The organism is Flavobacterium polysaccharolyticum (genome assembly GCF_038739875.1).
Lineage (GTDB): Bacteria > Bacteroidota > Bacteroidia > Flavobacteriales > Flavobacteriaceae > Flavobacterium > Flavobacterium polysaccharolyticum.
This window is the reverse complement of record NZ_JBCGDP010000001.1, coordinates 164,348-180,216: the sequence shown is the minus strand read 5'-3', so window position 1 is coordinate 180,216 and position 15,869 is coordinate 164,348. Positions and strand designations below refer to the sequence as shown.

At 35.4% G+C, this 15,869-nt stretch carries 10 protein-coding genes and 1 tRNA gene; 6 read left to right on the top strand and 5 right to left on the bottom strand.

Going from position 1 to position 15,869, the window contains the following annotated elements:
- Window positions 1–78 precede the first annotated feature (78 nt).
- Window positions 79–2,238 (top strand): Ig-like domain-containing protein, encoded by a 2,160-nt coding sequence (locus WFZ86_RS00760; RefSeq protein WP_342690177.1) that lies wholly within the window; start codon window positions 79–81, stop codon window positions 2,236–2,238.
- A 160-nt stretch (window positions 2,239–2,398) separates the two neighbouring features.
- Here the strand turns inward: WFZ86_RS00760 and folK are convergent, their stop codons facing one another.
- The gene (gene folK / locus WFZ86_RS00755) at window positions 2,399–3,538 is read right to left on the bottom strand and encodes a 2-amino-4-hydroxy-6-hydroxymethyldihydropteridine diphosphokinase (RefSeq protein WP_342690176.1); all 1,140 of its coding nucleotides are present in this window, start codon (window positions 3,536–3,538) and stop codon (window positions 2,399–2,401) included.
- Between the two features lie 136 nt (window positions 3,539–3,674).
- Between folK and sppA the strand changes: the two genes are divergently transcribed.
- Window positions 3,675–5,435, top strand: a complete 1,761-nt coding sequence (gene sppA / locus WFZ86_RS00750; RefSeq protein WP_342690175.1) for a signal peptide peptidase SppA — start codon at window positions 3,675–3,677, stop codon at window positions 5,433–5,435.
- A 45-nt stretch (window positions 5,436–5,480) separates the two neighbouring features.
- Window positions 5,481–8,078: an AsmA-like C-terminal region-containing protein gene (locus tag WFZ86_RS00745; RefSeq protein ID WP_342690174.1), complete on the top strand. Its 2,598-nt coding sequence runs from the start codon at window positions 5,481–5,483 to the stop codon at window positions 8,076–8,078.
- A gap of 45 nt (window positions 8,079–8,123) precedes the next feature.
- Here WFZ86_RS00745 and WFZ86_RS00740 read toward each other — a convergent pair whose 3' ends face one another.
- Window positions 8,124–8,918 carry a DUF2797 domain-containing protein gene (locus WFZ86_RS00740; RefSeq protein ID WP_342690173.1) on the bottom strand — a complete coding sequence of 265 codons (795 nt, stop codon included), beginning with the start codon at window positions 8,916–8,918 and terminating at the stop codon, window positions 8,124–8,126.
- Window positions 8,919–9,102: 184 nt separating this feature from the next.
- On the opposite strand from WFZ86_RS00740, the gene WFZ86_RS00735 reads away from it, so the two are divergent.
- Both WFZ86_RS00735 and WFZ86_RS00730 read left to right on the top strand, forming a co-directional pair.
- Entirely contained in the window at window positions 9,103–10,617 is a 1,515-nt protein-coding gene (locus WFZ86_RS00735) for a GH3 auxin-responsive promoter family protein (protein WP_342690172.1), read from the top strand.
- 313 nt (window positions 10,618–10,930) lie between these two features.
- A complete protein-coding gene (locus WFZ86_RS00730; RefSeq protein ID WP_342690171.1) occupies window positions 10,931–13,153 on the top strand; it encodes a TonB-dependent receptor domain-containing protein in 2,223 nt (740 codons plus the stop codon).
- An 84-nt stretch (window positions 13,154–13,237) separates the two neighbouring features.
- Here the strand turns inward: WFZ86_RS00730 and WFZ86_RS00725 are convergent, their stop codons facing one another.
- On the bottom strand, window positions 13,238–13,675 hold the full coding sequence (locus WFZ86_RS00725; protein ID WP_342690170.1) for a VOC family protein: 438 nt from the start codon (window positions 13,673–13,675) through the stop codon (window positions 13,238–13,240).
- A gap of 8 nt (window positions 13,676–13,683) precedes the next feature.
- Window positions 13,684–14,124, bottom strand: coding sequence for an SRPBCC domain-containing protein (locus WFZ86_RS00720; protein WP_342690169.1), 441 nt, complete (start codon window positions 14,122–14,124; stop codon window positions 13,684–13,686).
- A gap of 123 nt (window positions 14,125–14,247) precedes the next feature.
- Here WFZ86_RS00720 and WFZ86_RS00715 point away from each other — a divergent pair.
- Window positions 14,248–14,321, top strand: a tRNA-Pro gene (locus WFZ86_RS00715).
- Between the two features lie 173 nt (window positions 14,322–14,494).
- Here WFZ86_RS00715 and serB read toward each other — a convergent pair.
- A complete protein-coding gene (gene serB / locus WFZ86_RS00710; RefSeq protein ID WP_342690168.1) occupies window positions 14,495–15,730 on the bottom strand; it encodes a phosphoserine phosphatase SerB in 1,236 nt (411 codons plus the stop codon).
- Window positions 15,731–15,869 lie beyond the last annotated feature (139 nt).

Here is a 15,869-nt window from a genome sequence, read left to right as displayed (position 1 = left end):
TTCACATTCTATAAAGATTAGGTTGTAAATTCCTTCTTTCGATTAGTAAATAATTGATTTTAATCTTATTTTTATAGAATGAAACACCCCTTACCACTACCTTTATTTTTAGTCTTTTGTTTATTTCAATTTGGATTTGCCCATTCAGCAACTCCTTCAACTGAAAAAAAAGAAAAAACAACTGTAGCCAAAGTAGCTACCGTCAAAAAAAACGTCGCTAATATAGCTCCAACGATTACCGCAACAGGAAACCAAGCCTATTGCCTACTTTCAAATATCAACATTGTAACCAATATTAGTATCACAGATCCGGATGACACTAGTACTGAGGCTATTTACATTCAGATATCCTCGGGCTATAGCTTGGGACAAGACGTGCTTTTTTTAAATAATGCTCTTGCACATCCTACCATCAAAAGTAGTTGGAATGCAAACGAAGGAAAGCTAACTTTGAATAGTCCGACAGGAGTTGCTGTCAGCTACACCGATTTTGTTAACGCTATAAAGGATGTGCAATTCAATAACTCATCTACAACCGCAACTGGCAGTAGAAGTTTTTCAATTAGTATTGGTCAAGCCAATTATTTACCCAGAAATGGACATTATTATGAATACGTTCCTACTATTGGAATTAGTTGGACAAGCGCTAAAGCCGCCGCAGAACTTCGAACTTATTATGGTCTAAAAGGCTACCTAGCCACACTTACCGCCGCGGACGAAGCACAATTAGCAGGAAAACAAGCCCCAGGTGCAGGTTGGATTGGTGGAAGTGATGCTGATACAGAAGGCGTATGGAAATGGGTAACTGGCCCTGAAGCTGGAACCATTTTCTGGAATGGAAACACCAATGGAAGCACACCTAATTTTGCTTTTTGGAATAATAATGAACCCAATCAACTTGGAGACGAAGATTATGCCCACATTACAGCTCCGGGAGTAGGTATTGCTGGTTCGTGGAACGACCTTTCATTAAGTGGTGATGTCAGTGGAAATTATCAACCCAAAGGCTATATTGTGGAATATGGTGGCATGCCGGGCGATCCTATTTTACAACTTTCTGCCAGTACTTCGATTATTATTCCATCAATTCTAAGTACGACACCTGCCACAAAATGCGACCCTGGCATTCTAACCTTACAAGCTACCGCTTCTATTGGAACCATCAATTGGTACGATCAAAACTCTGGCGGAAATTTAGTTGGTAGTGGCTCTAGTTTTACCACTCCATTTTTAAGCGCTACTACCACTTATTATGTATCAACAACTTCTGGAGGATGTACTACCAACAGAACGGCCGTTGTTGCTACCATCAATCTAATTCCAACCATAACATCGACTAACACACCTGTAACCCATTGTGGTCCGGCTGTAGTAACACTAACAGCAACACCATCTTCTGGAACCATTAATTGGTATGCCGATGCTACAAGCACTACTAAATTAGGAACCGGAACAACCTACGTTACTGCATTTTTGAATACGAATACTACTTTCTATGCCGAAGCGGTTAATGCGACTTGTACCAACGGGACTAGAGTTCCTGTAGAAGTGAAGATTTATCCGCTTCCAGCTGTTACCGATGAAGAAAAGATCATTTGTCAATCAAATCCAGTAACTCTTGAGGCTGGCCTGACCGGCATGTCTTATTTGTGGTCAACAGGAGCCACTACGGCAACGATTCAGGTGAATAATACTGGCAATTTTTATGTAGAACTTACTAGCCCTGCCCCTGAAAACTGCACGAGTAGAAAAAACTTTACGGTGATTCAACAAATTGTTCCTGAAATAAAAACAGTGACGGTAAAAGAAACTACCGTAACCATAGAAGTAACGAATACAGCTCCTTATTTTGAATATTCACTTGACAACATTAGTTATCAAAGTTCTAATCTTTTTACAGATGTCCCCGCTGGAATTCAGACGGCTTATGTAAGAGATACTAGCTTTTGTAACTCGGATCAAGAGCAATTCATAGTAATTGATCCTCCCAAATTTTTTACTCCAAATAATGATGGTTTTAATGACGCCTGGTATGTGAAAGATTTTGAAACTTTTCCAGAAGCCAGAATCACTATTTTTGATCAATACGGGAAATTACTCATTGAATTATCTCCCTCAAAGTTATCATGGGATGGTAGTTTTAATCTAAAACCACTGCCTTCTTCGGATTATTGGTATATACTGAAACTGGATGATTCTGGGGTTGAAAAAAGAGGTCATTTTTCTTTGAAAAGATAGCGCCTTATTGTTATTATTGATTCGAAGCCAAATGCTAGCTTTTAGCCCCGATCGCAGCGGCATCCTTTGTGTATGCGGTAGCTTACACAAAGATATAGCGTAGAGCGGGAAACCCTGTTGGCAAAAAATGCACTTTTGATTTGCTCCAAAATTACATCACCTACTTTAATTGGATTTTTTTTTGAATTTCATCCAATACAAAAAGGTAATCTGACTGATTCTTGACAAAGTCAAGATCTGAAACATCGATGATTAGGACATTCAAATCTTGCTGTGATTTGATGTAATCCAAATAACCCGTATTGATTTTGTCCAAGTATTCTTCTGAAATATTTTGCTCATATCCTCTGCCTCTTTTTTTGATATTTTGAAGCAATCGGGTGGTGTTTTGATACAGATAAATGTACAAATCTGGCTTAGGCATTTCTTTATAGATAATGGTAAAAAGGTTTCTGTACAGACGATACTCGTCTTCTGCCAAAGTAATTTTTGCAAAAATTAGTGACTTAAAAATATGATAATCGGCTACAATAAAATCTTTGAACAAGTCGAACTGAGCCAAATCATCAGACAGCTGTTGGTACCGGTCAGCAAGAAAAGACATTTCGAGAGGAAAAGCATAACGATTTTGATCTTTATAAAATTTTGGCAAAAAAGGATTATCCGCGAATCGTTCTAGCACCATTTTGGCATTAAAATCTTCGGCGATTTTGGTGGTCAAGGTTGTTTTTCCTGCTCCAATATTACCTTCGAATGCGATGTAATTGTATTTTTCTAGAGGAATGCTACTCAATGGCTCGGTGATGTTTGCTACAGATTGACATACACTTTTATCAGTTGTTCCAGAAATCAGTTCGGTGATTGATTTTTTTAGAATTGGGTGGAACCAATCCGACTGTAAATCGCGAAGTGGCCATAAAACAAAATTACGATCCTGCATCAACGGATGCGGTATTTTGAGTTTTTCGGTATCAAGTACCAAATCGTCAAAAGTAACAATATCAATATCTATCGTTCGAGATTGATAGCCTTGAGCGGCACTTCGAACACGACCTAATTGTTTCTCGATTTTTAAAACCTGTTGCAATACTTTTACAGCAGAAAAAGAAGTATGTAGCGATAAAGCACAATTGTAAAAAGAGTCGCTCTCAAAGCCCCAAGCAGGCGTTTCGTATACGTTAGAAATCTTGATAACCGTTCCCACTTCTTGATGCAACAATTGAATGCATTGTTGTAGTACTTCGAGACGATTGCCTTGATTACTACCTAGCGATAAAATGACTTGATGTTGTGATTTCATATAAAGTACAAAGTAAGGAAAAGAAAATTAAACTTACTATTTATACCTCCACGGATTGCTTTGCTAAATAAAAAATACAACTACATTTGTAACATTAAAAAAGGAAAGACGACTTACTTATAATAAACAATTAACTATGAGATTTTTAGGAAATATTTTGGCTACCGTTATTGGCATTTTTGTTTTTATGATGCTTTCGTTCTTCGGAATTGTACTGATTGGAATACTTTTCGGAGGAGAATCTGATGCTGTCGAAGTAAAAAACAATTCTGTTATTGAATTGAATTTAGAGAGTATAGCCGATGATTATGCAGGCAAATATACAGATCCATGGGTAACAGCCTTTTCTGAGCGTAAAAATATTGGATTAACCGATGTAATAAATGCCATTGAGGTGGCAGAAACAGATGATGACATCAAAGGAATTTCTATTTTGAACACTAATTCTGGTTTAGGAATGGCGCAGAGTAAAGAATTGAGAGATGCCTTGGAGCATTTCAAAAAATCAGGGAAATTTATCCTTTCGTATTCTAATGGCTATTCTCAAAAAGAGTACTATTTGAACTCTGTAGCCAACACCATCTATTTGAATCCTATTGGTGAATTAGACTTTAAAGGTTTATCAACCGAAGTAATGTTTTTTAAAGATTTCCAAGAAAAATCAGGATTAAAAATGGAAGTTATTCGTCATGGAAAATATAAAAGTGCCGTTGAACCTTTCCTAGAAAACAAAATGAGCGATGCCAATAGAGAACAAACTACAGCTTTATTGAACTCGATTTGGGAGAGTATAATTGCTGATATTTCGAAAAGCAGAAATATTTCTGTAGCGAAACTAAATGAAATCGCCAATGGCCTTTTGGCGAGAACTCCAGAAATGGCCAAAGCACAAAATTTAATTGATGTCATTGCTTATGAAGACGTATACCATGATGCGATAAGAAAAGCATTGAAAGTAGCTAAAGACGAAGAATACAATAGTGTCTCAATAGCTGATTACACTCAAAAAACAAGCACCACATCCATCAATATGGATACAAATGATGCCATTGCAATAATTTATGCCCAAGGCGAAATTGGAAGTGGAGAAGGAGATGTAAACGAGATTGGGGAAGGATCTATGCGCCGTTCGCTTCAAGAAGCTCGAAAAAATGAAGATGTTAAAGCCGTTGTACTGCGTATTAATAGCCCAGGTGGTAGTGCATTAACCTCTGACTTAATCTGGAGAGAAATAGAATTAACCAAAAAAGTGAAGCCTGTTGTAGTTTCCATGGGTAATTATGCCGCTTCGGGTGGTTATTATATTGCTTGTAACGCTAATACTATTTTTGCTGAAAAAAACACAATTACGGGTTCTATTGGTGTATTTGGGGCGCTACCTAATTTCTCCGTAGCTGCCAATCGTTATGGCATCAATTCTGAACAAGTAAGAACACACGAAAATGCCTCTAACTATAGTCCGTTTGTACCGATGGATGAAAAATTCAAGGCGATTACACTAGAAGGAGTAGAAGAAATCTACAGCACTTTTATTGGTCATGTAGCCCAAGGCAGAAAAATGACCCCTGCACAAGTAGATGCTATTGGACAAGGTCGCGTTTGGACGGGATCAGAAGCAGTAAAAATTGGACTAGTAGATAAAATTGGTGGATTAAAAGAAGCTTTAGCGGAAGCTGCACGTTTGGCAAAAATAAAGTCTTACAGTACCTTAAACTATCCTGAGTTCGAGAAAAATTTTGAAGATATGTTTGCCAATTTCCCATTTGCAAAATCAAAAGCAGTTTTTATAAAAGAAGAAATTGGCGAAGAAAATTACCGATTGCTACAAGAAATAAAACGCTTTCAAAATCGTAAAGGAATCCAAGCCATTATGCCTTTTGAAATCTCCATTCAATAAACTCCAAACATAAAATTTAACCTCCCCAAACAAAGAACTAATCTCATGGTAAAGAAAATTTTAAAAATCGTTGGAATCGTATTGCTTATACTGATAGTAGCTGCGTTTACCATTCCGTACTTATTCAAAGATCAAATTAAGGCAAAAATTAGCCAAACTATCAACGAAAGTGTCGATGCAAAAGTAAGCTTCAATGAGGCCGATTTGAGTTTGTTTAAAAATTTCCCAAATGCAAACATTAGCATTCAAAAATTAGCTATTATCAATAAAGCTCCTTTCGAAGGAGACACCTTAGTAGCTATGGAAGAATTGAATTTAAAAATGTCTTTAATGGAGCTTTTCAATGATGAAAACGACCCCATGAATATTCAAGGAATCTCTACAAAAAATGGTCTTATTAATATCATTTTTAACAAAGATGGTTTGGGGAATTATGATATTGCCTTGAAAAACAAAGGACCAAAGGAAGACAGCAAAAGCAAACCATTGGCACTTAAAATAAAAGGCTATGAAATCGAGAATTTAAAATTCAAATTCACAGACGAAGGCTCTAAGATTAAAATGATATTAGACAGCATCAATCATACTGGAACGGGAGATTTTACCAATGATATTCTAGATTTAGACACGAAAACTACCACTAAAGTTTCTTTCTCTATGGACAAAATGAACTACATCAATAATGTAGCACTGTCATTGGATGCTGTACTTGGAATAGATTTAAAAAACAGCAAATATACCTTCAAAGAAAACAAAGCCAAAATAAACGATTTACCACTTGAATTTGATGGTTTTATCCAATTAGTAGCCACTGGACAACAATTTGACTTACGATTCAAGACTCCTACTTCTTCGTTTAAAAACTTCTTGGGACTTATTCCTGCAGCTTACAGAAGCAGTATTGAGAACGTAAAAACCTCTGGAGAATTTACAATAACTGGTTTTGCAAAAGGATTAAAATCTGACACAAGCATCCCAAAATTCAATATTGCCATTGCTTCAAACAATGCTTCTTTTCAATATCCAGACTTGCCAAAATCTGTCAAAAACATTGTTATAGACACTAAAATTATTAATGAAACTGGAATCGTAAACGACACCTATGTCAATTTAGACCAACTTTCTTTTACGATCGATCAAGATGTTTTTAGTACCAAAGCCAACATTAAAAATATAGCCACAAATGCGTTGATTGATGCTTCTTTGAAAGGCACTATTAATCTTGGTAATCTTTCCAAAGCTTACCCAATACAACTAGACAAACCGCTTTCTGGTATTTTGAAAGCCGATGTAAGTACGAAATTCGATATGGCTTCGGTAGAAAAAAGTCAGTATCAAAACATTAATAATGCTGGTAATTTGAGCTTAACTGGATTTAAATACACCGATGAAAACGGCAAAAGCATGAATATTAACAGCGCTAAAATCCAATTTAATCCCAGTCGTGTGAATTTACAAGAATTCAAAGCAACAACAGGAAAAAGCGATCTTAGTATAACTGGAGTCTTGGATAATTTTTATGGTTTTGCTTTTAGAAATCAAGAGCTAAAAGGAAACTTTACAATGAATTCAAACCAAATTTCGATAGCAGATTTCATAAGCACTACTGCACCAACAAAAACAGAAAGTAAGGAAGCTCCAAAAACAGAAGCCATGAAAATCCCTGCTTTCTTAAATTGTAGCTTGACTGCAAAGGCAAAAACTGTTCTTTATGACAACTTAACTTTGAAAGATTGTGCTGGAAAATTGATTGTAAAAGACCAAACGGTTACCTTACAAAACGTTATTACTTCAATTTTTGGTGGGCAAATCGGCTTGAATGGTATGGTGTCAACAAAAGAGAAAACTCCAAAATTCAACATGGATTTAGGACTTAACAAAGTTGATATTGCTCAAACGTTCACTCAACTAGACATGCTAAAGAAAATTGCTCCAATAGCTGGTGCCGTGAGCGGAAAATTGAATTCTACCATTAAATTATCTGGCAACCTTAATGCCAATGAAATGACTCCTGATTTAAAAACAATATCAGGTGATCTACTAGGGCAATTACTTTCGACTACAGTCAATTCAAGCAACTCTACATTATTGAGCGCATTAGATAGTAACATCAAATTTATTGATTTAAAAAAATTAAATCTAAACGATTTAAAAGCAGCAGTTAGCTTTAAAGACGGAAAAGTAACCGTTAAACCATTTGATATTAAATACCAAGATATCAAAGCAACCATTGGAGGTACACATGGTTTTGACCAAGCTATGAATTACAACATTAAATTTGACGTACCTGCTAAATATTTAGGAACAGAGGCCAATGCTTTTATCGCTAAACTTTCACCTGCTGATGCCTCAAAATTAGAAAATATTCCAATTAACGCGTTGCTTAGCGGAAGTTTTACTACTCCAAAAATTTCAACAGACATGAAAAGTGCAGTTGTGAATTTAACTAATCAATTGGCGAATCAACAAAAAGAAAAATTAAAAAAACAAGGTACTGCTGCTTTAACCGATTTAATCAACAAAAGCAGTAAATCCAAAGACACGACTAAAACAGCAACTTCTAAAGAACAAAAAACAGAAGTTCTTAAAGAAAAAGCAGGAAAATTGATTAATGGCCTTTTTGGAAAAAAGAAAGAACAGTAACACCGACCCTAAAAGAGAAGCCTCAAATATTTTGAGGCTTCTCTTTTATATTGCTATCTGAACCATATAGCCTTCATAACTGCGAACATTAAAAACGGTTCCGTCTGCAAACAACAAATACTGACCTTTTACTCCTATGAGCTGTCCTTGATAAAAAGGAGTTTTGTCTAAATTCAAACTATTCACTTTCGTAGGATAAGTCACAACTGGATAATGCATCCTAATAATTTCGTTTTTTTCTAAACTGAAATATTCTCGAACTTCATCTGGAAGCCAAGCTTGAACTTTGGCCTTTTCTTGCGACAAATCGACAGCATCAAAAGTATTGGTTAACATTTTTCGCCAGTTGGTTTTATCTGCAAAATGATTTTTTAGAGCGACCTCTGTGATACCAGCCAAATATCTATTAGGGACTTCAACTAGTACTATGGCCTCTTCGGCACCTTGATCAATCCAACGCGTAGGCATCTGGGTTTTACGGGTTACTCCTACTTTGACTTCACTTGACAAAGCCAAATAAACGATATGAGGTTGTAATTGCACTTTTTCTTCGTAGGCCAAATCTCTGTCTTCTATCCCTAAATGCGCAGTACTTAATTCAGGTTTCATGATCCAATCGCCTACCGCTGGACTCGAATAGAAACAGTCGTAACAAAAACCTTGACGAAATATTTTTTTCTTTTTACCGCAATTCAAACATTGATAGCCAACAAATTGAATACTTATTTCTTTATTTAACAACTGATTGATGTTAAGAAAACTAGATTCGAAAACCAAATAATATTGAATAGGATTTCCTATTTCGGTTGGCATTTTAGAGAGTACTCCTTCGTATATCATTTGGGATGTGAATTTAGATTAAGATTTTACTCCCTATTAACATGTTTTGTCCTAGAATATTTAACAACAAATGGACTATTTTTTATAAAAAACACTATTTTTGGGATTACCGCAAAGTTAGCATTTGAATCGATATTTTCAAATCTAAAAACTGCGGTTTAATTTATTAAAACGATATACCTTCATGCCTTTATCCATTATCAACTCCATCGCTTCTTGGTTTTTAAAACAACGTATTCACCAAATCGAATTGTTTATAAAATATCCGAATGAGGTACAAGAAGAAGTATTGATGAATTTACTTCGGGCTTCTGAAAACACCCAGTTAGGAAAGCAATATGATTATGGTTCGATAAAATCGTATACCGAATTTGCCTCTCGGATTCCAATTTCTAGTTATGAAGATTTAGAACCTTTGATAGAGAGAACACGCCAAGGAGAGCAAAATATACTTTGGGAAAGTCCAATAAAATGGTTTGCTAAATCTAGTGGTACCACCAATGCCAAAAGTAAGTTTATTCCAGTAAGTCCTGAAGCTTTAGAGGATTGTCATTACAAAGGTGGCAAAGATTTATTGTGCTTATACCTCAACAACAACGAGGATTCGGAGATGTTTTTAGGAAAAAGCCTTCGTTTAGGCGGGAGTTCCCAAATTTATGAAAACAACAATACCTTCTTCGGGGACTTATCTGCAATTTTGATAGAAAACATGCCGATTTGGGCCGAATTTAGTAGTACCCCTAGCAATAAAGTTTCTTTAATGAGCGAATGGGAAACCAAAATGAGCGCCATTATAAAAGAAACCATCAACGAAAATGTTACAAGCTTTGCAGGTGTCCCCTCGTGGATGTTGGTATTAATGAATAAAGTTTTGGAAGAAACAGGCAAATCGAATTTGATAGAACTATGGCCTAATCTGGAAGTCTACTTTCATGGCGGTGTAAGTTTTGACCCCTACCGCGAACAATATCATAAAATTTTACCCAAAAACGACTTCAAATTTTACGAAATATATAATGCCTCCGAAGGTTTTTTTGCCATACAGGACTTAAATTATTCAAGCGATTTGTTGTTGATGCTTGATTACGGTATTTTTTATGAATTTATCCCGATGGATACTTACGGCACACCGAATCAAAAAATAGTACGTTTGGCGGATGTTGAATTGTTTAAAAATTATGCGATGGTTATCACTACTAACGGTGGTCTATGGCGCTATTTGATTGGTGATACCGTTCGATTCACATCGTTAAGCCCCTATCGAATAAGAGTTACCGGAAGAACGAAACATCATATTAATGTTTTTGGAGAAGAATTAATGGTGGAAAATACTGATCAAGCCTTGACTAAGGCATGTGCAGCCACACAAGCAGAAATTGTAGACTATACTGTGGCGCCTATTTTTATGGAAGGCAAGCAAAAAGGAGCACACGAATGGATGATTGAATTCAAAACTCCACCCGAAGATTTAATCCTTTTTCACCAAGTGCTAGACACCACACTACAATCCTTAAATTCTGATTACGAAGCCAAACGCTACAACAACATGACTTTAAATCCTTTGGTCATCAATGTAGCAAGAGAAAATCTGTTTTACGATTGGCTTAAACAAAGAAATAAAGTGGGTGGACAGAACAAAATTCCGCGTCTTTCTAACCAAAGAGATTACTTAGAGCAGTTGAAAGAATTGCAAGCTTAAAAAACTTCTCTTTTGGTTTATACATCTGTCTCCGACACACTATTAGTCCTTCTTTTAGTGTATCGGAGACAGTTGCTATTGTTTTTTTTTCAAAAAAAATCATGTTGTCTTGTAACAATTGAAAATGATTGCCGTCTTATGTTTAATCAATCATCAATCAAATCATTAATCAGTATGAAAACTAACTGTCCCCACGACCAATCTAAAGCCTCATTTTAGGCGGAATTTATCCCATCCTTTTCATTTCATTTTTATTCAAAATTTTATTTGAACGGAATCGACGTGACTGTATTTTTCATCAAAACCAATTATTATGAAAATAATTTTATCTTTTCTAAGCCTATTTATTGCTTCAATTGTCTTTGCTCAGGATGTTAAACCTAAACAAGACTCTATCGCTAGCGCAAAAAAAGCAGAAGAATTGAAAGAAGTAACCGTTTTTGGCAATAAAAAGCAATTTCTAAAAGTGGAATCCGACAAGACGATTGTTAGTGTAAAGGATAATGGCATGCTAAATAGTGGCAATAGCCTTGAAGCTATCAAAAGATTGCCTGGAGTGATAACCTCACCAACCGGAGGATTGACACTTAATGGCAAAGGAGTTACTATTTACATTGATGGCGCACCTAGCACACTAAATGGAACCGATTTACAAAATTATCTTTCGAGCCTTCCGGCAAATGCCATCGAAAAGGTTGAACTTATCTATAATCCTGGAGCCGCATATGATGCCAATGCTAGTGGTTCTATTATAAACATCATCACAAGTTCCAAAAGGCTTAAAGGTGTCAATGCAAACTTTAACATCAATTACAACTTTAATAAATATCAAAAACCAAGCCCTCAAATTTTATTAAACGGAAAAGAGAAAAATTTCAGTTGGCAGACTATGTTAGGCTATAACTATATTGATAGCGAAAACCGTTCTAAAAACAGTCAAACATTTACCTCTTTTACTCCTGATAAAAACTTATTTCAAGAGAATTTTACGGTGAATACCAATAGAAACCTATACTTCAGATTGGGAACAAACTACAAGTTGAGTTCAAAATCTAATTTGCTTTTTAATTACAATGGAAACTTTGCCAATGACCGTTCTGTTTTCAACTCTAGTGCTTTTGGTGAAAACATAGATTATAATGACGAAGGCTTTTCTAAAAACAAAAACTATAACAATGAATTGAGTCTTCAATACAAAACTAAGCTCGACACTCTTGGAAGAACCCTTGATGTAACAGCTTTTTTGAACACTTTTGACAAAACACCTATCAATCAATCAAGCGGGTTGAATTCGAGTGTCATCCCTTCATACAATAACGGAATCATCGATTTTAATTTGACCAATTACTATTTGAAATACGATTTTGCGATTCCATTCAACAAACTTGACTTTACAATCAATACTGGTGGAAAATACAATTCCATTAAAGTAAATAACTTTGGACAATACAACATCAACAGTAGCGCAAATACTATTTTTGATTCCAATAATTATGCAGAAAGCATCGACTTCAATTACAACGAATCCAACTTAGCCTTCTATGTTGAAGCCAGAAAAAAGATAAAAAAATTCAACTTTACTGTTGGTCTTCGTTTAGAAGATTTTGATGTAAAAAGAGAAGCTAGCACCATTGCAGACAAAATTGAGTACAGAAACACTAACCTTTTTCCAAACATAAGCGCGCTTTACGAAATAAGTCCTCAAGTGAATTTTAGCAGTTCGTATTCAAGAAAAATTGCGCAACCTAATTACAATACTATTGACCCTAACAATAGTTCCAACTTTAATCAGTACAATACCTCAACAGGAAATCTAGGTTTGCAACCTGTGTTTTATGATAATTTTGAAGTGAAGTTAACGGCCTTACAATTTGTTCAATTGGGAGCAAACTACACCATTGCAAAAGACGACAACCGATTTATCTTTAGTGCAAAACCTGGGGAATTAGTCAGTAATCAAACCTTTCAACAATTTGATAAAATCAAAACATTTAGTGCTTTTGCTTCCTTTCCAATTCCTTTAGATTATTTCTTTAAAGGCAAAGCAGAGTTTCAAAAACGTATGAATACTATTGACAAGATGAATTACATCTACCTCAACATCAATTATGTAAAATCTACTATTGATGGCTATAGTTTTCCATTTGATAACAAAGCGATAGTTAACTATGGTGCACAAGCACAAATTATATTGCCATGGCAAATTACCAATACACTTTCTTATTTTATTTTACCAAAAGGAACCTGGGAGATTTACCAAATCGAAAAGCCTATTCAGCAATTTGATATTTCTTTCAATAAAGATTTCATGAATAAAAAATTAAAAGTAGGAGTACATTGCTTTGATGTTTTCAACAAAAATGAAGTTAACGCTTTGATTGCAGGAGAAAATTTGGACACTCGTTTTTACCAAAAACAAGATTCAAGAACTTTCCGTGTCTCGTTGACCTATAATTTTGGAAACCTAAAACTAGAACAAGAAAATACCAATATCGATACGGAGAAAGTAAAACAAGGAGGAGGAATTATAAAATAATTTTTGTTTTGATTTAGTAACAAAGCCCTGAGACTACCTCCTAATCTCAGGGCTTTACTATTTTAGCTTAGTGCTGATTTTCATCTATTCTTCTTTAACTTCATCATAATTTACCATCCAATTCACACCAAATTTATCAGTACACATTCCGAAATATGCTCCCCAAAAAGTATCAGTCATAGGCATCACTATACTTCCGTTTGCGGATAAACCATTGAAAAACCTATCGGCTTCTTCACGGCTCACCGTATTGATAGACACCGACATATTTTGCCCAAAAGTAACTGCACCCGAGGCACTATTACTATCGCTTCCCATTAAAACCGAATGAGCGCCTATAGGCAAAGAAATGTGCATAATTTTGTTACTGTCTTCCTCAGACAAAGAAGGGTTTCCATCACCCGAAGGCATATCACTAAATCTTCCTACATAAGGAAACTCACCACCAAACACGGATTGGTACAACAAAAAGGCTTCTTCACAATTGCCATTAAAAATTAAATAAGGATTGATTGCTGTCATATGATATGTTATTTAGTTTCTGAAAGTTGCTTTACAATGGCTAAACCTTTAGGAAAAGTATCTTCAAAATACTGCTGATATTGCGCTAAACAGTCCATTGTTGTTTCAAGTAAAACCCCATTAGCTGTAGTTGTTAATCTGTAGGTTTCCATAGCTCCTGTCCATACTTGAGTCGCTTCATCTATAGGCATTTCTTGAAAGTTTTTCAATTCTCCCAAATGCTTAAAAGCCATATACTCATATTCTTGTTTTGTTTGAATCAGACTATTCATTCCTTCGCCAGTAGGAGATAGAAAATGAATTTTACTTCCCTCTTCCCAATCACTAACAGCATAAGTACCTTCACAAAATGCAGACGCCCATTGTCTGAAAGTAGGATCCTCCCATAAAACAGTCCAAATTTTTTCTTTTGTAGCCTGAATCAAAATTGAAAAATGTAATGTTTCCATTGTACTATATTTTATTTTAACCAATTGATAGTATTAAAGTTACCTTTTTAAATTGACTCTCTTTTAAAAAAACATAACTTTTACTTTGATTTTTTTACAATAGATAGTAATTTCGGCACCTCTCGGGATGTAGCGCAGCCTGGTAGCGTACTAGCATGGGGTGCTAGGGGTCGCTGGTTCGAATCCAGTCATCCCGACTTCTTTAAAATAAAAATCCCATTTACACTTGGTAAATGGGATTTTGTTTTTCTACAAATAAATTAAAACTTACTGTAACCTAGTTTTATCGTTTTTGTCAAATCGAGCGCAGTCGAGATTGATTGTTCTCGACTGCGCTCGAACTGACAAATACAAGGTTGTACTTCAACCACTATTCCTGCATCATATCGATGTGTCGATCATGATAGCCTAATAAATATAAGACTCCATCCAATCCTAAACTCGAAATTGAAGTCGACGCGCTTTCTTTTACTTTTGGTTTAGCATGAAAAGCAATTCCTAATCCAGCTAAATTCAACATGGGCAAATCATTCGCACCATCTCCTACCGCAATGGTTTGGTTAATATGAATGCCTTCTTTTTCAGCAATAGACTTTAAGTATTCTGCTTTCTTTTGACCATCTACGATTTCTCCTAAATAATTGCCCGTTAACTTTCCGTCTTTTATTTCTAATTGATTGGCATAGACATAATCGATACCCAATTCTTTTTGCAAATATTCTCCAAAATAAGTAAACCCTCCTGATAGAATGGCTGTTTTATATCCATAATACTTCAAGGCCTTCATCAATCGGTGGGCTCCTTTCGTAATTGGAAGATTGATGGCTACATTTTGCAAAACTTCTTCGCTCAAGCCCTCTAAAAGCGCCATACGTTTTTTGAAACTTTCGCTAAAATCAATTTCTCCATTCATGGCTGACTCGGTAATGGCTCTTACTTCTTCCCCTACTCCTGCCAACTCAGCCAATTCATCAATTACTTCGGTTTGTATTAGTGTCGAATCCATATCAAAACAAACCAAACGACGATTACGACGGTACATGTTATCTTCTTGAAAAGAAATATCGACATTCAAATCGCGAGATACATCCATAAAACTTGACGTCATTGCGGTTTTGTCTAATAAACTTCCTGTTACGGATAATTGGATACAAGAACGAGGATATTCTTCTTTTTCGACTACGGAGGCTCTTCCTGTCAATCGTATAATTGAATCGATATTTAATTTATTATTCGATAAAATTTGAGTCACTGCGGATAACTGAACCGCAGTTAATTCTTCACCCAATACATTGATGATATAGCGTTGTTTACGTTGGGCTTTCACCCAATTTTCATAATCTTCAATGGTAACAGGAGTAAACTTTACTTTAATCCCCAATTCATAGGCTTTGAATAATAAATCTTTCAACACTGGACCTGAATTAGATCCTTTCTCAATTTCAAATAGAATACCTAAAGACAACGTATCATGTATATCAGCTTGACCAATATCCAAAATAGTAGCGCCATAGGTTGCCAAAATAGAGGTTAAACCAGCGGTTACTCCTAATTTATCCTGCCCAGAAACTTTTAACAAAATTATTTCTTTATCTTCTATTGTCATTTTGCGAACGATTTAATGAGTGCCAAAAATCGACATTCTATTGTTCAAAAAAAAGGACTTTCATCTTTTTATCGAAAGTGGAAAGAATGTTTTAAACCATCTGTGTTTATGAATAAATCCGAAATAAATGGCTTCTTTT